At 64.2% G+C, this 16,350-nt stretch carries 13 protein-coding genes, 1 tRNA gene and 1 pseudogene; 9 read left to right on the top strand and 6 right to left on the bottom strand.

The annotated features are described in order from the left end of the window. The first annotated feature begins 585 nt into the window (after positions 1-585). Positions 586-1,674 (top strand): threonine aldolase family protein, encoded by a 1,089-nt coding sequence (locus BN1233_RS05815; RefSeq protein ID WP_046862619.1) that lies wholly within the window; start codon positions 586-588, stop codon positions 1,672-1,674. Positions 1,675-1,765: 91 nt separating this feature from the next. Here BN1233_RS05815 and BN1233_RS05820 read toward each other — a convergent pair whose 3' ends face one another. Further along, a complete protein-coding gene (locus BN1233_RS05820) occupies positions 1,766-2,239 on the bottom strand; it encodes an Hsp20 family protein (protein WP_046862620.1) in 474 nt (157 codons plus the stop codon). 311 nt (positions 2,240-2,550) lie between these two features. Between BN1233_RS05820 and BN1233_RS49505 the strand changes: the two are divergent. Further along, a pseudogene (locus BN1233_RS49505) lies at positions 2,551-3,528 on the top strand (alpha/beta fold hydrolase); the annotation flags it as partial. A 606-nt stretch (positions 3,529-4,134) separates the two neighbouring features. On the opposite strand, the gene hisN reads toward BN1233_RS49505, so the two are convergent. Then, on the bottom strand, positions 4,135-4,917 hold the full coding sequence (hisN, locus tag BN1233_RS05830; protein ID WP_046862621.1) for a histidinol-phosphatase: 783 nt from the start codon (positions 4,915-4,917) through the stop codon (positions 4,135-4,137). A 120-nt stretch (positions 4,918-5,037) separates the two neighbouring features. Here hisN and BN1233_RS05835 point away from each other — a divergent pair, with 120 nt between their 5' ends. Continuing rightward, positions 5,038-6,294, top strand: a complete 1,257-nt coding sequence (locus tag BN1233_RS05835) for an MFS transporter (protein WP_046862622.1) — start codon at positions 5,038-5,040, stop codon at positions 6,292-6,294. Between the two features lie 186 nt (positions 6,295-6,480). On the opposite strand, the gene BN1233_RS05840 is transcribed toward BN1233_RS05835, so the two are convergent. Continuing rightward, positions 6,481-7,371, bottom strand: a complete 891-nt coding sequence (locus BN1233_RS05840; protein WP_046862623.1) for an N-formylglutamate amidohydrolase — start codon at positions 7,369-7,371, stop codon at positions 6,481-6,483. Positions 7,372-7,532: 161 nt separating this feature from the next. Here BN1233_RS05840 and cpdR point away from each other — a divergent pair, with 161 nt between their 5' ends. Next, complete coding sequence (gene cpdR, locus BN1233_RS05845; protein ID WP_046862624.1) at positions 7,533-7,889, top strand: cell cycle two-component system response regulator CpdR; 357 nt, start codon at positions 7,533-7,535, stop codon at positions 7,887-7,889. A 95-nt stretch (positions 7,890-7,984) separates the two neighbouring features. Then, positions 7,985-8,059 (top strand) — tRNA-Val (locus BN1233_RS05850). A gap of 284 nt (positions 8,060-8,343) precedes the next feature. Here BN1233_RS05850 and BN1233_RS05855 read toward each other — a convergent pair. Both BN1233_RS05855 and BN1233_RS05860 read right to left on the bottom strand, forming a co-directional pair. Further along, the gene (locus BN1233_RS05855; RefSeq protein WP_046862625.1) at positions 8,344-8,583 is read right to left on the bottom strand and encodes a hypothetical protein; all 240 of its coding nucleotides are present in this window, start codon (positions 8,581-8,583) and stop codon (positions 8,344-8,346) included. A gap of 301 nt (positions 8,584-8,884) precedes the next feature. Then, positions 8,885-9,790: an NAD(P)-dependent oxidoreductase gene (locus tag BN1233_RS05860; protein WP_074078255.1), complete on the bottom strand. Its 906-nt coding sequence runs from the start codon at positions 9,788-9,790 to the stop codon at positions 8,885-8,887. A 262-nt stretch (positions 9,791-10,052) separates the two neighbouring features. On the opposite strand from BN1233_RS05860, the gene BN1233_RS05865 reads away from it, so the two are divergent. From BN1233_RS05865 to ilvA, 3 genes are all read left to right on the top strand, one after another. Continuing rightward, positions 10,053-11,255 carry a CaiB/BaiF CoA transferase family protein gene (locus tag BN1233_RS05865; RefSeq protein ID WP_046862627.1) on the top strand — a complete coding sequence of 401 codons (1,203 nt, stop codon included), beginning with the start codon at positions 10,053-10,055 and terminating at the stop codon, positions 11,253-11,255. A 130-nt stretch (positions 11,256-11,385) separates the two neighbouring features. Beyond that, positions 11,386-12,318, top strand: coding sequence for a hydroxymethylglutaryl-CoA lyase (locus BN1233_RS05870; protein WP_046862628.1), 933 nt, complete (start codon positions 11,386-11,388; stop codon positions 12,316-12,318). Between the two features lie 215 nt (positions 12,319-12,533). Next, positions 12,534-14,057, top strand: a complete 1,524-nt coding sequence (gene ilvA, locus BN1233_RS05875) for a threonine ammonia-lyase, biosynthetic (protein WP_046862629.1) — start codon at positions 12,534-12,536, stop codon at positions 14,055-14,057. A gap of 334 nt (positions 14,058-14,391) precedes the next feature. On the opposite strand, the gene BN1233_RS05880 is transcribed toward ilvA, so the two are convergent. Further along, positions 14,392-14,949 carry a thioredoxin family protein gene (locus BN1233_RS05880; RefSeq protein ID WP_046862630.1) on the bottom strand — a complete coding sequence of 186 codons (558 nt, stop codon included), beginning with the start codon at positions 14,947-14,949 and terminating at the stop codon, positions 14,392-14,394. An 816-nt stretch (positions 14,950-15,765) separates the two neighbouring features. Between BN1233_RS05880 and BN1233_RS05890 the strand changes: the two genes are divergently transcribed. Then, a complete protein-coding gene (locus BN1233_RS05890; protein ID WP_048709415.1) occupies positions 15,766-16,173 on the top strand; it encodes a phasin family protein in 408 nt (135 codons plus the stop codon). Positions 16,174-16,350 lie beyond the last annotated feature (177 nt).

Consider the following 16,350-nt stretch of genomic DNA (forward strand, 5'->3'; position numbering starts at 1 on the left):
CATGCCGTTCCTCAATCCTGTTCTGCCCGCCGGCCGAACCGCGGGCCGTCAATCGGCCGCTCACAGGTCAACTCCCGGAGCGGCGGTGCCAAATCACCGGAGCGCGAAGCTCCGATCCGGTGCACACGAGCGCGGCATCGTGCAGCTGAGCCGGTCGATCGATCCGTAGGCGGTGAGGAGGATTGGGTTTCTTTTTTTGAGAGCGCCCACACCTCGCGGACGCCCCGGAGCCGACTTCAGCCGCGACGCGCCGATTCCACCCACGTTTTGCGGGCAGGTTCTGAAATGCGTTTGTTCAGTACCGAACGGAACATCGGAAACCCTGGACATCGGGGTGGCGCCATCGGACACCCCCTAATGGGACAGTATCGCTGTCCTAATTCGTCAATGCCAGAGTTTCCGATGACAGACAAGAGGTCGTCAACGAACTCCCGACAAAAAATTTCGCCGAGAGATGTCGCGGCGTAACAAAAGGCTGGCACCGGACGGCTCCTTGAACAAAGGGAGTTCGGCAGTTGCCAGGCACGTCTCTCTTGACTTGAGCCGGTCAAGCGGCAGGTTGCGCCACGTTTCTTGGGAGGCGTCATGAATTTTGCGAGCGACAACGTCGCCGGTGCCAGTGGTCCGGTTCTCGAGGCTCTGGTGAATGCCAATGAGGGACCATCTCCCGCCTATGGCGCTGATCCGCTGACCGCCGAGGTCGAGCGCCGTCTCGGAGACATCTTCGAGCGCGAGGTTTCGGTATTCCTGGTCACCACCGGGACGGCCGCCAATGCCCTGGCGATCTCGGCGGCCGTCCCGCCCTGGGGGTTGTGCCTGTGTCACGAAGAGTCCCACGCCATCGACGATGAATGCGGAGCGCCGGAATTCTTCACCCATGGCGCGAAGCTCATCGGGCTGCCCGGCACGGGCGGGAAGCTCGAGGCCAGCCGTGTCGAATCCTACCTCGCCGGGCTTTCCGAGGCGCCCAAGCAGATGCCTCCCCGGGCCCTGTCGATCTCGCAGGTCACGGAGGCGGGGCGCGTCTACAGCCTCGAGGAGATCGCTGCGCTCAGCGAGGTCGGGCGAAGACATAGACTGGCGGTCCACATGGACGGCGCCCGTTTTGCCAATGCCCTGGTGGCCTTGGGCACCACTCCGGCCGAGATGACGTGGAAGCGCGGGATCGACATCCTGTCCTTCGGCGCCACGAAGAATGGCTGTCTCATGGCGGAAGCCATCATCGTGTTCGATGGCGCACTGGCGGAGACACTGGCTTATCGCCGAAAGCGGGCCGGCCAGACCGTCTCGAAAGGCCGGCTGCTCGCCGCCCAGTTCCTGGGCTATCTCGCAAAGGATCACTGGTTCGACAATGCCAGGCATGCCAATGCGATGGCCGCACGCCTCGCGGAAGGGCTCGGACGGATTCCCGGTGTCCGCTTCGCTTGGCCCTGCGAGGCGAACGAGGTGTTCCCGATCATCCCGCGGGCGGTGGACGGCGCCTTGAGAGCAGCGGGGTTCGTCTACCATCCCTGGATCAGCCGAAGCCTGTCCCCCGGGGAGCAGATCGGCCCGGACGAGGCACTGATCCGGCTCGTGGCCTCCTTTGCGACACGCGAGGAGGACGTCGACAGATTCCTCAGCATAGCCTCAGGCTCGCCGCAATCGGCGGCCAAGAAGCCCTCGACAGCTTGAGGCAGCGACCGCTGCCGAGAGGACCAGGACGACTAAAAACAAAGCGCCCCGGCCGAACCGGGGCGCTCTTCATTTCGAGCCGTGACGCGGGTTACGCAGCTTGCTTGGTCTCAACCTCGGCCTTGGTCTCGACCGCAGCGCCGCTCGTTGCGATCGGGATCAGCTTCGGCTTTTTCGCTTCCGGAACTTGGCGTACGAGGTCGACATGCAGGAGCCCGTTCTCAAGGGCCGCACCGGTGACCTGGACACCGTCCGCGAGCTGGAACCGACGCTCGAAGGTTCTGGCCGCGATGCCCTGGTAAAGGACGTCGGACTTGCGCTGCTCGCCATTCTTCCGCTCACCGCGAATCGAGAGCGTGTTCTCCTTCACCTCGATCGCGAGATCGGCTTCCGTGAAGCCGGCGACGGCGACCGAGATCCGGTAGTTGTTTTCACCGGTGCGCTCGATGTTGTACGGCGGATAGGTAGGAGCAGCATCGACGCTGACGAGCTGGTCGAGCATCGAGAAAAGACGGTCGAAGCCGACCGTGTTGCGGTAGAGGGGGGCAAGATCGAACTGTCGCATAGCATATCCTCCTTGAGCGACATGCGGATAAGGTTCGCCGTGATGGCCGAACCAGGTTTCGTGCCGCCATGATGGCCGGCACATTCTTGAGGTGGTGGTTCGATGAGGGGCCGTCAAGATCGGTAAACAGGCCCTCGATGCTTCCGGGTCCGCACCGGGCCGTCAGGCATGCTATGGTCCGGCCGGGCCGAGCGCGCCCCTCCCATTCACCTCGGCAGGGCGCGCCCTACACCCCCTTGTCCAACCTCATGAGTCCGCCCCCGGCGGGCCCGAGTTGCCGTCGACCAGTTGTTCCATTGTAAAGCCCGCCCGTGCAGCTGTTTCCCACTCCGGATAATCCCATCCCCGGCGAACCCGAAGTCCTCTCGGTCACGACCCGAGACCGCATGACGCTGCGCGTCGCGGCCTGGTTGCCGTCCTGTCCGGAGCCGAAGGGTACGGTGTGCCTCCTCCAGGGACGCGCCGAGTTCATCGAGAAGTATTTCGAGACCATTGGCGAATTGCTCGAGCGGGGCTTCGCGGTCGTCGCCTTCGACTGGCGCGGCCAGGGGCATTCGGGGCGGCGCGTGGGCAATCCCCGCAAGGGCCATGTCGGCAGCTTCCGGGAATACCGCATCGACCTGGAGGCGATCCGCGACGAAATTCTGCGGAAGCGAATGCCGCGGCCGTACTTCGCGCTGGCCCATTCCATGGGCGGCGCCGTCGCGATCCGGGCCGTTCACGATGGCTGGTCGCCTTTTCGCCGCATCGTCACCACCACCCCGATGATCCAGATTGCGGTGGTCCGGCGGCTTCGCCTCGCCGTCCTCGCCGCGCGGATGTTGCGGCTTCTGGGATTTGGTAAGTCGTTTATCCCGGGCGGAGGCGAAACTTCGATCGCGACCAAGCGCTTCGCGGACAATCCGCTCACCAGCGATCCGAGACGCTACTCCCGCAATGCCGCTGCGGCCTCCGCGGTCGGAAACGGCGCGATCGGTGATCCGACCATCGGCTGGCTCGATTCGGCGTTCCGGTTCATGAAGGGCTTCATGAACCCGCGCTTCGGCCTCAAGGTCCGGTCGCCGGTTCTCATCATCGCTGCGGGATCCGACCTGATCTGTGCGACGCCGGCTGCCGAACGGTTTGCGGCGCGCCTCAAGGCCGGATTCGCTATCGTCATTCCGGGAGCCCGCCACGAAATCCTGATGGAACGGGATCGCATTCGCGAGCAGTTCTGGGCCGCGTTCGACGCCTTCGTGCCCGGAACGCCGGATTCCGTGCCTGAGGGCGCGGAGCACCGCGTCCCGGCTCCCAAGGCTCGCGCCGCAGCGCTCATGAGCAGCAGGCTTTCCACCGCACGGGAGGCGGTCGAGGTCGCACGCCAAGAGGCGCCTGCAAGCCCGGTCCCAGAGCATGCCGATCCGGACATCTCGGATGCCGTCGCTCCGCGGGCCGAGTCAGTCGCGAGCCTCCGCCGCGACGATGATGCCGGGATCGGCGACATCGCTGAAAGGGACGAGCCGCACGGGTCACGTGCCGAGCCCGCGCTCCCGCGGGTCATGGACTCGTTCTCACTCCTCGCCGCCACTCCGTCAGCTTCTATGACACCTGCCGCAGCGCCTGCAGACGCGGGCCACCAAGCCGTAAAGGCGACGCTGGTCGAGCCTCTTTCGCCGATGCCCGAGGCAGTGGCTCACCTAGACGTGGTCAAATCCGCTGTCGAGGCCAAGCGTGCCTCTCCCGAAGTTATGCCTGCTGAGGAAGCCGGACTTGCGACCAACGAAGGGGAGCGCTCGCCGGAGAATGCCAACGCGAGCGCGGGTCCAGCAGAAGAATCGCCGGCGGAAGACGACTCACGCCGATCCGAACTCCGTTTGCCTGCAGCGACGATGCTGCCACCGTTAGGAGGCAAGCCTTCAGGATTTGAGGAGTTCGAGAGCGGCGGCGTGGATGCGCTTGTCCCCGGCGGCGATGATTCCACCGCCACTCGCCGCTGAGCCGCCGTCCCAGGTCGTCACGATCCCGCCCGCGCCCTCGATGATCGGAATGAGAGCTGCGATGTCGTAGCTCTTCAGGCCCGACTCGATGACGAGGTCGATATGCCCGGCCGCGAGCATGCAATAGGCATAGCAATCGCAGCCGTAGCGTGTGAGACGCGCGACGCTCTCGACGCGGTCATAGGCGCGCAGCTCCTCGCCGGCGAAGAGCTTCGGGCTCGTCGTGGAGAGGATGGCCTCGCTGAGCGAGCGGCAGCGGCGCGTCCGGAGATGACGCTCCCCGCCCGGGCCTCGAAAGGTCGCGCTGCCGCCATCCCCGAAAAAACGCTCTCCCGTGAAAGGCTGGTGCATCATGCCAAAGACCGGTCGCCCGTTCCGGCTGAGCCCGATCAGTGTTCCCCAGGTCGGCAGACCGGCGATGAAGGCGCGCGTGCCGTCGATCGGATCGAGGATCCAGACGTACTCGGCATCGGTGTTCTCGCTACCGAACTCCTCTCCGATGATCCCATGCGTCGGGAAAGTGCGCTTGATGAGCTGACGCATGGTCGCCTCACCGGCGCGATCGGCTTCGGTGACCGGATCGAAGGCGCCACCGCGGGACTTGTCGTCGGCGGCGATTGCCGAGCGGAAGAAGGGCAGGATCGCTTGGCCGGAGAGCGTTGCGAGCTCGTTGACGAACTGGCTGAAATCGATGGGACGCATTGTGCTCCGGTTCCGACGGGATGGGGCCGGCCTCATGCCTCGGCCGGTCATGAGCTTTTATCAAGGGCCAAACTCTCGGCAAGCGCTTGACCGCCCGGCACAGCCACGCTCTGAGGAGGCATGAGTGCTCCGATCCACGCCCCCGCTCGCGCGGAAGGCGTCATTCTCCTCGTCGCGCCGCTCGTCGCCATCTATGCCGTCAGCCAGTTCCTGCGGAACTCGGTCGCCGTGATCGCCAGCGATCTCTCGCGCGATCTGGCCCTCTCGGCGAGCGACGTCGGGCTCCTCTCCAGCGCCTTCTTCCTATCCTTCGCAATGGCGCAGATCCCCGTCGGCATCGCGATCGATCGCTACGGCCCTTGGGCCACGATGGTTGCGACGTCGGTCCTGGCGATCATCGGGGCGCTGGTGTTCTCGCTGGCGCAGGACGCCGCGACGCTGATTCTGGCGCGCGTCCTCATGGGGCTCGGCTGCTCCACCTTCTTCATGGCGCCCCTGACGATCTATGCGCGGCGGTTCCCGCCGGATCGATTCGCCGCGCTGGCCAGCATCCAGATGGGCCTCGCCAACCTCGGCACGCTCGGGGCCACTGCTCCGCTCGCGACCTCCGTCACGGTCTTCGGCTGGCGAGAAAGCTTCTTCGGAATAGGGCTTCTTACGGCTTTGCTAGTCGTTGTCGTGGCGGCCCTTGTGCCGCGTGACCCGAAACGCGGCCACCCGCGCGGGAGTTGGGGCGACGCCGTCCGGGGTGTCGGCCGGGCGATTCGCGCTCCCCATTTCGGACCAGTCTTCTTCGTTCATCTGACCGCCTACTCGACCTTCGCATCGGTCATCGGGTTGTGGGCGGGTCCGTGGCTCTCGGACGTCTATGGTCTCGATCTGTCCGGGCGCGGTCGCTTTCTCCTGGTCGGAGCCGTCGCCCAGATGATCGGCCTGTTTCTGTGGGGAACGGCCGACCGGCGAATCCCGAGCTACAAGCTTCTGGTGCTGGCAGGGGGCTGTGCCTCGGCCGGCTTGCTCGTCCTGGCAGCGACCATGCAACTGGAATTCTGGGCAGTCGGCCCCTGGCTCGCCGCTTTCGGCTTCGCGGTCGCCTTCACGCCCATCGTGACCGCGCACGGGAAGGCGCTTTTCCCGCCCGATCTGATCGGCCGCGGGATCACGCTCATGAATGTCGGATCGATCGGCGGTGCCTTTCTGTCGCAGACCGTGACCGGGTTTCTGATCGATTTCTTCGGCCGCGACCCGAGCGGGGCCATCTCGCCGATAGGCTATCGGTTCGTGTTTGCCGCGCTCGCCGCATGGCTCCTGCTGAGCCTGCTCATTTACCGTAGGGTAAGCGATCCACATCCGAGGAGCCATGCATTGCGGACATAGGGCCCTCGACCCCGAACCCTTGCAATCCCGGACGGCATCGTTACTTGTCCATCACGGCACGGCGATTGGCGTCGCCCTGCCGTTGCCCTTCTTGGGCGTTTCCTCCCTAAACTTCGGGCCGCTCTTCAGGGCGGCCTTTTTTCTGCTTCGAGGTCAGGCGCCCGTCGCACCCGGGGAGGACGTGCCTCACTCGGCCGCGATCCGGCGCGGCGTCAGCTCATCCTCGATTTCCTGCATGACATGCTCGAACACGGCCGTCAGGCCGTCGCGAAGCTCTGCGAAGCCACGCTTCCTGGAGAGCGACCGCTCATCCATGTAGATCCCACGGTTGATCTCGACCTGGAGGGCATGGCGTCCGAGTGATGGCTCGCCGTAATGCTCCGTGATGAAGCCCCCCGCATAGGGCTTGTTGCGCACCACCTTGAACCCGCGGCCCCGCAGGGTCGCCTCGAGGAGATCCGTCAGGAGCGCCGTGCAACTCGTTCCGTAGCGATCACCTAGGACGATATCGGCCCGCGCACCATCCTCGCGGCTCACGCTCGAGGAGGGCATCGAGTGGCAGTCGATCAGCACGGCATGTCCGAAGGTCCGCGCTGTACGCTGGATCAGGTACCGCAGGGTGCGATGATAAGGCTTGTAGAGCGCCTCGACCCGATGAAGCGCCTCTTCGATCGGGATGCGGCCACGGTAGATCTCCTGCCCGTCCGCCACGATGCGCGGGATCGTCCCCAGACCGCCGGCGACCCGCATCGAGCGGGTATTCGCGAAGGGGGGAATGCGCCCGTCGAACATGCGCGGATCGAGTTCGTAGGGCTCCCGGTTGAGATCGAGCAGCGCGCGGGGGAAGTGCGCTGTCATCAGGGGAGCCCCGAGCCCGACGACGGGTGCGAAGAGCTCGTCCACGAAGGCGTCCTCGGAACGCCGCAGGGCCATGGCGTCGAGCCGCGAGGAGGCGAGGAACGCGGCCGGGTAGATGGCGCCGGCATGGGGGGCATTGAAGACGAAGGGGGTGTTCTGCCGGGCCGGCTCGCTGACCGTGAAGGGGGGCTGAAACTCGTCGGCAGACAATTGATTCATCAGGTTCGAGGTTCCGCTGGCGTGAATTCGGGATACTGTGGCGGTGTCGGGAGCATCTGTCCACGGCCCATGGCCGAGGCCGGCGATCCTCCTTCACCGCTTTTTTACCGTGCTGGCCCGATAAGACGATACCGTCATCACAATTCCGATCGCTCAGAGCCATGAAGATCCTTCTCGCCGAAGACGACAACGACATGCGCCGCTTTCTGGCGAAGGCCCTCCAGAACGCCGGATATGACGTAGCGTCGTTCGACAACGGGCTCTCGGCCTATAATCGCCTTCGGGAGGAGCCGTTCGAGCTGCTTCTGACCGATATCGTGATGCCCGAGATGGACGGGATCGAGCTCGCGCGGCGGGCCACCGAACTGGACCCTGACATCAAGGTTATGTTCATCACCGGCTTTGCCGCGGTCGCCCTGAACCCCGATTCGCAGGCCCCCCGCGATGCGAAGGTGCTCTCGAAGCCTTTCCACCTGCGCGATCTCGTCAATGAGGTCGAAAAGCTGATCGCCGCCTGATTTTCCTTGTTTCCGGATTGCGGATCCGGCTTGCGTCCCCGCACGGCACCCGCTAAGAGGGCGCCGACCTTTTCGAAGCGGCCCACGCCGCTATCGGGCGCGTAGCTCAGCGGGAGAGCACTACGTTGACATCGTAGGGGTCGCTGGTTCGATCCCAGCCGCGCCCACCATTTAACTCCTTAATATCTTTCACTCTGATGGCCCAGAAGGGGCTTGTTGCGGAGTGGTCTCGGACGCATCTGCGTATGCTCGGCCGCGCATAATACCTCTATGCGGCACGCAGCACCCGTTGTCCTTCTCCACATTGGTTAGCGTAACGGGCTGATTTTCTCCGTTTAGGATAACAGCCTGTGAGCAAGCAAAGCCCTTCGCCTCCAAGCGGTAGCGAGATGCTCCAAGCTCGGAGGCAAGTGATAGGGCACCGCGATCATGCGGTAATTCCGGACCCTCTCGTCTATTTCTTCGGCAGGTCCGGCAGCTTCTTCTTCGGCCAGGCGTCCATGCGATCAGCCTGCTCGCGCGCCCGGCGGGCGATCTCGGGATCACCGCCCCGGATCTGGACGAGGCTCGCATAGAAGCGCACGGCAGTCGCCGCGAGAGCATCCTGCGCCCGCAGCAGGAATACCGGCTCGTCGTCGGGGATCTTTCCTTCCGGGTCCTGGATGCGTGCGTAGTCCGCGCGCCCGTGCTTCATCGTTGGCCACCAGCCATTTCCGCCCTGTATAATTACGGCTAATGGTGACTTTAGCCACTCCCACTATCTGATGAGACTCCGTTTTCCGGCGCTCAGGTCTCGTTGGTTGGTGTGATGGCGATCTTGCGCGGTCGACGGCCGCGCCGAGGCGGCCTCCCCGATGCTCCGGAGCCTCGCGATTCTGCAACTTCCCATAGGCGTCGCAACTCCGCCCCTATCGAGACGGAGCCAAGCGTGATGCTGCAAAGCATTAAGAGACGAGGGGCCCGGTGATAGGCCAGCCGGAGTGGGGCGTGAGCGTTCAGCGCGCCTCGCCGGTGCCGTTCATGGCATGGTAGGTGCGGATGACTTGGCTATCGTCGGCGGCGCCATCTCCGCGGCCCGAGGTTGCCAGAAAGAGCTGGTGGGCAACTGCCGCGAGGGGGAGCGCTGCCTTGGCCTCCCGGCCCGCCTCCAGCACGATGCCGAGATCCTTCACGAAAATATCCACGGCACTCGTGACCTCGGGATCGGCCTTCAGCATGCGCGGCCCGCGGTTCTTGAGCATCCAGCTCGAGGCTGCGGATCCGCTCATAACCTCGAGCAGGACGCTCAGGTCGACGCCGACCTTGGCGGCAAGGGCGAAGGCCTCGGCCGCGACAGCAATATGCACGCCACACAGGAGCTGGTTCACGGTCTTGACCGTGGCGCCTTGCCCCGGGCTTTCGCCCACATGGAAGACCTTGTCGCCCATGCCGTCGAGCACCGGCCTCGCGGCCTCGAAGGTCTCCCGGGATGCTGCGGCCATGATGGTGAGCGTCCCGCCAGCAGCGCCGACGACCCCGCCGGAGACAGGCGCATCGACGAATCGGCGGCCAGTCGCCTCGACGCGCGTCGCCAACGTTGCGACGGAGCCCGGTGCGCAAGTGGCCATCAGGACGACGATGCCGGACGGCGGGAGCGCTTCCAGGGCTCCCTCGTCGAAGAGCACGGACTCGGCCTGAGCCGCATTCACCACCATCAGGACCAGAGCATCAGCCCTGCGCGCCGCCTCGACCGGGCTGGATACGGCGAAGCCGCCGTCGCGGGCGAGAGCCTCCACCGCCTCGGCCCTGACATCGTAGCCTCGAACCTCAAAGCCCCGTGTCACCAGGTTCTTGGCCATTGGAAGCCCCATGGAACCAAGACCGATGAACCCGATTCTCCACATCTCTTGTTCCGTTGGCATTCGTCGCTCCCTCGAGAGAGGTTGAAGACTGGCATCCAGGATATGAGACTGAGGACCACGAGCGCCACCAGATAGACGAGCCGGAACTCGTAGCCGGCGGTCCCGGTGGCCAGCGCGATATGATCGCAGCAATCCTTTGATTCGCGCGCGACCGGTGCCAGAGGCCCATATGGCTCACGCTTTGGTGGCGGCTCAACGGAGTCTTAGCGCCCACGGGCAATATCGAGCGGCGACGTGACCTCGCCATTGTTGGAGTCATTGCATGAGCGAAGCTTCGGGTCCTCTCGCCGGAATTCGGGTAATCGAGCTTGGCGCCTTCATCGCCGGCCCCTTTTGCGGTCAGCTTCTCGCCGATCTCGGTGCCGATGTCGTCAAGATCGAGCCGCCGGGCGGCGGCGATGCCATGCGTCAGTGGGGGGCCGTGAGGGAGGACGGAAAGACGCTGTGGTGGCCCGTCATCGCACGCAACAAGCGATCCGTCACCGTGGACCTGCACACCAAGGACGGGCAGAACATCGTCAGGGAGCTTGCGGCGGACGCCGATGTCCTGATCGAGAATTTCCGTCCGGGCACGCTCGAGAAATGGGGGCTGAGCCCCCAGCTCCTCTTGGAGCGTAACGAGCGATTGATCGTCGGCCGCGTTTCGGGATTCGGCCAGACCGGGCCCTACCACAATCGCGTCGGCTTCGGAGCCATCGCGGAGGCGATGGCCGGCCTGCGCCATCTGACCGGCTATCCCGACCAGCCGCCCCCGCGTGTCGGCATCTCCATCGGGGACTCCCTCGCGGGGATGTTTACCACCATCGGCATTCTGGCAGCTCTGGAGGCAAGGCACCGCACGGGGCGCGGCCAGGTCGTCGATGTCGGAATCACGGACAGCGTGCTTGGCGTTCTCGAAAGCGTCGTGTCGGAATACAGCGCGACGGGCACCGTTCGCGGACGGACCGGCTCCACGCTTCCGCGGATTGCACCGTCCAATCTGTATCCGACCGAGGACGGCACCTGGATTCTGATCGCCGGAAACGGCGACGCGATCTTCCGGCGCCTCGCAACGGCGATGGGGAGGCCCGAACTGGCGAACGATCCGCGCTACTGCACGCACCGGGACCGAGGCCGGCATCAGCAGGAACTCGACGATCTCATTGCAGACTGGACCCGGAAGCACTCGTTGTCGGATCTGATGGCGTTGTTGGAGGAGCATGGCGTTCCTGCAGGGCCGGTCAGCGATGCCGCGGACGTGGCGAACAATCCTCATTTTCGGGAACGCGGTGCCGTCGTCACGGTCGACAGCGAAGAATACGGCACATTGTCGATGCAGGGCGTCGTTCCTCGCCTGTCGGACACTCCGGGAGAGATCCGATGGCTCGGCCCGGCACTGGGGAGGCACACGGAGGAGGTGCTCCGTGAGCGGCTCGGCCTGGATCCCCAGGCACTCGCGGCGCTTCGCGATCACGGCGTGATCTGATGGGCGTTGTCACTGCTCCCGTGATCCGCAACCTTAAGAACCCGCACCTGCTCCTCCCGAGACCGCGGGAGGTCGTTTCCGAGAGCCCGGTCAGCATCCTGCAAGGGGCTTTCCGGGTGGAGAGTTGAACATGCAACTTCCTTCATCAGTCGATATCGTCGAAGTCGGGCCGCGGGACGGCCTTCAGAACGAGAAGCAGTTTCTGCCGACCGCCGACAAGATCCGGCTCATCGAAAGACTCGCGGCCGCCGGGCTTCGGGAAATCGAGATCACCTCCTTCACGCATCCAAAATGGATTCCGAACCTGGCGGATGCGGAGGAGGTCGCAGCCGCCGTCCGGCACCTCGACATGACGTCCTTCGCGCTCGTTCCCAACCGACGCGGGCTCGACCGGGCGCTCCGGTCCGGGATCGACGGAGTGACCTTCGTGTTCTCCGCAACGGACAGCCACAACCTGAACAACCTCAACCGCACGACGGAGGCCTCCCTGCAGGAGGTCGTCGGTCTCGAGGCGGAAACGCGGGCGCTGGGGCTGAAAACACGCTTGTCGCTCTCCGTCGTGTTCGGCTGTCCCTTCGAGGGGCGCGTTTCGACCGAACACGTCGCCTCCATCGTAGAGCGCCTGGTCGACGCAGGCTCAACGCGGATTGGTCTCTGCGATACGATCGGCGTCGCCGATCCGGCCCAGGTTTATGATCTCGTCTCCGGGCTGGTAGCGCGGTTCGCCGCCGTCGCCTTCGAACTGCATCTCCACAACACGCGCGGGCGTGCGCTCGCAAATATTCTTGCCGGAATGCAAGCCGGTATTCGATCCTTCGATGCGGCCATCGGTGGCCTTGGGGGATGTCCGTATGCACCTGGCGCGACGGGGAACGTTGCCACCGAGGACGTCGTCGCCATGCTCGCTGCGATGAAGATCTCGACGGGAGTCGATGAGGACAAGCTCCTGGCAGCGGCAGAGGTGCTCGCGGATTGGCGGGAGGCTCCTCTCGACAGTTCCATCTGGCGCACACGCCGCCTCGGGGCATGCGATCGCAAGCAATCTTCCGAGCGTAATGCCTGAGTCTTTCGCAGACCCGGGCGCGAGAGAACAGATGATATCTGCGGGCTCCGCTGTCCATCGGGAGAGCTGACCCGATATACAATGCCCATTGGCGGTCGATCGACGCTTTCCAGGGCTTGGAGGCGCTTCGAGATCCCGAATCCCGAAGTCTATTCGAGGCTTTTAGGGACTGGAAATGCGACGGACGAGCGGGCTTTCCCTGACGAGATCAATCGATGCACGAGTACATCCGGAAAATTCTGACCGCCCGTGTCTACGACGTCGCGATCGAGAGCCCCCTCGACCGCATGTCGCGCCTTTCAGGGCGCCTTGGCTGTCCGGTGCTCCTCAAGCGAGAGGATCTGCAGCCCGTCTTCTCGTTCAAACTGCGCGGCGCCTACAACAAGATCGTCAGCTTGCCCCCGGAGATCCTCAAGCGGGGCGTGATCTGTGCCTCGGCCGGCAATCACGCGCAGGGCGTGGCGCTCGCGGCGCAGAAGCTCGGCGTGCCGGCGGTCATCGTCATGCCGCGGACCGCGCCCGCCATCAAGGTGCAGGCGGTGAAAAGCCGTGGTGGTCACGTCGTGCTGCATGGTGACACCTTCGACGAAACCTACGCTCATGCGCGTGCGCTGGAGAAGGAGAGGGAGCTCGCCTTCATTCATCCCTACGACGATCCTGAGGTAATCGCCGGCCAAGGCACGATCGGCATGGAGATTCTGCGGCAGCACCCCGATCCGATCGAGGCTGTGTTCGTGCCGATCGGGGGCGGCGGACTCGCGGCCGGAGTCGGTGTTTTCCTCAAGTTCCTGAGGCCCGAGATCAAGGTGATCGGCGTCGAGCCGCATGATGCGGCCAGCATGGGTGCTGCCCTGGCGACAGGTGAGCGTGTGGCCCTCGACCAAGTTGGGATCTTTGCCGATGGCGTCGCGGTTCGCCAGGCCGGCGCCGAGACGTTCCGCATCTGCCGGGAGGTGCTCGATGATGTCATCACGGCCGATACCGACGAGATCTGCGCGGGCATCAAGGACATCTTCGACGACACCCGCGCGATCGCGGAGCCGTCCGGCGCCGTCAGCCTCGCCGGGCTGAAGAAATACGCTGAGCGACGAACTGGCCAGGATCGCAGCCTGATCGCCATCAACAGCGGCGCCAACCTGAACTTCGACCGGCTGCGTCACATCGCCGATCGTGCCGAGATCGGTGAGCATCGCGAGGCGCTGCTGGCTGTGACCATTCCGGAGCAGCCGGGGAGCTACCGGGCGTTCATCCAACTCCTCGGCAAGCGCTCGATCACCGAGTTCAACTATCGATACGCCGACGATAGGGAGGCGCAGATCTTCGTCGGCGTGCAACTCACCGAAGGCAGCGAGGAGAAGTACCGCATCATCGGAATGCTGCAGGAGCACGGTTACTCCGTGCTCGACATGAGCGACAACGAAATGGCCAAGCTGCACATACGCTACATGGTCGGCGGGCGGGTGCCGGGCCTGAAGGACGAGCTGATCTACCGCTTCGAGTTCCCCGAGCGGCCCGGTGCCCTGCTGAAGTTCCTGAACGGCATGGCCCATCGTTGGAACATTTCGCTGTTCCACTACCGCAATCATGGTGCCGATTACGGCCGGGTGTTGGCCGGCATTCAGGTGCCCCAGGCCGATCGCGCGCGCTTCAATCGCTTTCTTGAAGAGTTGGGCTACCCCTTCTGGGAGGAGACCGACAACCCCGCCTATCACCACTTCCTGCACAGCGAGGCGCGCTGACGATCAAGCAGGGCTGCCACGGGCATGGCGCTCAATTGAGAGCCGCAATCATTCAGCCCTGACGAAACCACACCGTCATTGCGAGCCGCAGGCGAAGCAATCCAGTCTTTCAGCTGCAGTGCCGCTGGATTGCTTCGCTCCGCTCGCAAAGTCGAAGAGGGCGTGAGAGGCATTGCCAGAAACGAAGTAGACTCCGGAACCGCCTCGTCATCGCGAGCGGAGCGAAGCAATCCAGGTGCGCATCCGTCAACGGGTAGATTGCTTCGCCTGCGGCTCGCAATGACGATCAGTGTAAGGCAACGGGTGTGCATCGAACGCGCCGCTGCTCTACCCGTCAGGCCTGCGTTTTCCATTTGATGGAGCAGCCCATCGACGGCTTCTGCTCCGTTGGCGCCGAACTCGTTGCAGCGACTGAACGCATGGCTTCGAGGAGCTCGCGCGGCGCGCTAGGGGAGGGCGGATTCGTGCGGCCCTCGTCGAGACGGCCATGGTATTTCAGCCGTCCATCGGAATCGTAGCCGAAGAAATCCGGTGTGCAGACTGCCCCGTAGGCTCGCGCGACCGACTGGTCCTCGTCGTGCAGATACGGAAAAGGCAGATCGTGCCTCTTGGCGAAGGCCTGCATGTTCTCGAAGGAATCGTCCGGATACGCCGTCGCATCGTTGGAGCAGATGGCCGCAAATCCGATGCCGTCCTTCCGCAATGCGCGGGCATCTTGCACCATTCTGTCGATGATCGCCTTCACGTAGGGACAGTGATTGCAGATGAAGACGATCACCGTGCCGCGTTCGCCGGCAACATCCGCGAACGCGTAGCTTTTGCCATCCGTGCCGCGAAGCCGGAAATCCGGAGCCGGAGAGCCCAGGACGACCTGGTCTGATGACGTGGCCATGGTGAAATCCTCCTCTTGCCGATTGATTCTGGAGACAGCCGAAGAGCGTGCGCGGTCAGGTTCTATTGGGCTGTCGGCGCCCTGTCATCAGGTTCGCGCGCGGCAGGTTCCCTCAGGCCGTGTGCAAAACACTGGCAATGGCCTTTCCGGATTGCGAAGCCTTCTGCCGGTAACGGGCCCGACGGTCTGGATTCGACCCGCAGGGAGATAGCACGGTCCTTATTCGAATCGTCTCCAAATCGAAGCATGAAACGTTGTTACAGAATCCTGGTGAGCCATGGCGTCCGTGGGCCCAAGGGGGTGGAGCCACAAATTTGCGGAACGGAGAGCCGGTTTCGCGCGTAAGCTGTACGGGGAGACGCTTGAGAGAGGCCGCCTGCAGAACAGCGTGGCCATTACAGCGTCTCCGGCCCGAGTCCCCGCGTCGCTGATCGTGCGACCCGGGAACGGGCGCTCCCGATCCGTCGGGCGGCGCCAGGGAGGTGATGGTGGAGCGCGGTCGCGGTCTCGACCCCTTGGATAATACTCTGGAAGCCGAAGATCCGGCGCGATCCCGCTTCCATGCCGAGCAGGGGAGCGAGATCAGGCCCATGGCTATGGCATCGTCGGGCTGTCTGCTGACGACCGAGACAGGCGCCGATGCGCGGGGCGTTGGACCCATGATCCATTCGGCCTCGGCTGAAAGCAGCAGCCATGCCGGCGAAGCGGCCGAGGGCGCGACTACCGATCTCTCCATGAAAAAAACACAGCCACACCGCGCCTCGAGAACAGGGCGCGACAGCGAGGGGGCAAAAGGCTCGATGGAAGGAGACGACAATGGCGACCAAGCAGGGTGGGACAACGGAAGCCGGCAACACGGGCATGCCGGAAAATCTGAGACAGGCGGCCGAAACGACTATTGCGCAAGCAAAACAGGCGGTCGATCAGTATATCCGCGCCGCAACGGATATGTATGAGAAGGTGGAGGCTTCGGCCGAAGCCGCACAGGCGGGTGCCAGGGACGTGAGCAGAAAGACGTTCCGTTTCGCGGAAGACAACATCAACGCCACGCTCGATTTCGCACAGCAGCTCGTGCGCGCTCAAAGCCCTCAGGATCTCGTCGCCTTGCAACAGGGCTTCCTGCAGCAGCAGCTCGATCGCCTGAAGTCACAGGCGCAGGAGATTGGGGCGACGGCCAGCAAGACTGCCGGAGAGACTCGCTCGGCCGCCCGCCGCAAGAGCTGAGCCAGATTGCGCACCCGATCTCACGGCCGACGCTGCGTCTGTTCTCGACGTCGCTAGAGGGCAAGGCGCCGGCCGTGAGATCGATCCCGCGGGGGAGCCGCCAAACCGGCCTGTGTCCTGACGCCGTGGCGACTGCCAGCGGAATCGCGAATGTGACCGCACCAAGCGCGGTATCTG

The organism is Microvirga massiliensis, from assembly GCF_001006805.1.
Taxonomy (GTDB): domain Bacteria; phylum Pseudomonadota; class Alphaproteobacteria; order Rhizobiales; family Beijerinckiaceae; genus Microvirga; species Microvirga massiliensis.

Excerpts from the sequence above, each read along its gene's own strand:
- cpdR (WP_046862624.1), top strand. The coding sequence starts at position 7,533 with ATGAAGATCCTTCTCGCCGAAGACGACAACGACATGCGCCGCTTTCTG.
- BN1233_RS05835 (WP_046862622.1), top strand. The coding sequence starts at position 5,038 with ATGAGTGCTCCGATCCACGCCCCCGCTCGCGCGGAAGGCGTCATTCTC.
- BN1233_RS05855 (WP_046862625.1), bottom strand. The coding sequence starts at position 8,583 with ATGAAGCACGGGCGCGCGGACTACGCACGCATCCAGGACCCGGAAGGA.
- BN1233_RS05815 (WP_046862619.1), top strand. The coding sequence starts at position 586 with ATGAATTTTGCGAGCGACAACGTCGCCGGTGCCAGTGGTCCGGTTCTC.
- hisN (WP_046862621.1), bottom strand. The coding sequence starts at position 4,917 with ATGCGTCCCATCGATTTCAGCCAGTTCGTCAACGAGCTCGCAACGCTC.
- BN1233_RS05865 (WP_046862627.1), top strand. The coding sequence starts at position 10,053 with ATGAGCGAAGCTTCGGGTCCTCTCGCCGGAATTCGGGTAATCGAGCTT.
- BN1233_RS05880 (WP_046862630.1), bottom strand. The coding sequence starts at position 14,949 with ATGGCCACGTCATCAGACCAGGTCGTCCTGGGCTCTCCGGCTCCGGAT.
- BN1233_RS05870 (WP_046862628.1), top strand. The coding sequence starts at position 11,386 with ATGCAACTTCCTTCATCAGTCGATATCGTCGAAGTCGGGCCGCGGGAC.
- BN1233_RS05890 (WP_048709415.1), top strand. The coding sequence starts at position 15,766 with ATGGCGACCAAGCAGGGTGGGACAACGGAAGCCGGCAACACGGGCATG.
- BN1233_RS05820 (WP_046862620.1), bottom strand. The coding sequence starts at position 2,239 with ATGCGACAGTTCGATCTTGCCCCCCTCTACCGCAACACGGTCGGCTTC.
- ilvA (WP_046862629.1), top strand. The coding sequence starts at position 12,534 with ATGCACGAGTACATCCGGAAAATTCTGACCGCCCGTGTCTACGACGTC.
- BN1233_RS05860 (WP_074078255.1), bottom strand. The coding sequence starts at position 9,790 with ATGCCAACGGAACAAGAGATGTGGAGAATCGGGTTCATCGGTCTTGGT.
- BN1233_RS05840 (WP_046862623.1), bottom strand. The coding sequence starts at position 7,371 with ATGAATCAATTGTCTGCCGACGAGTTTCAGCCCCCCTTCACGGTCAGC.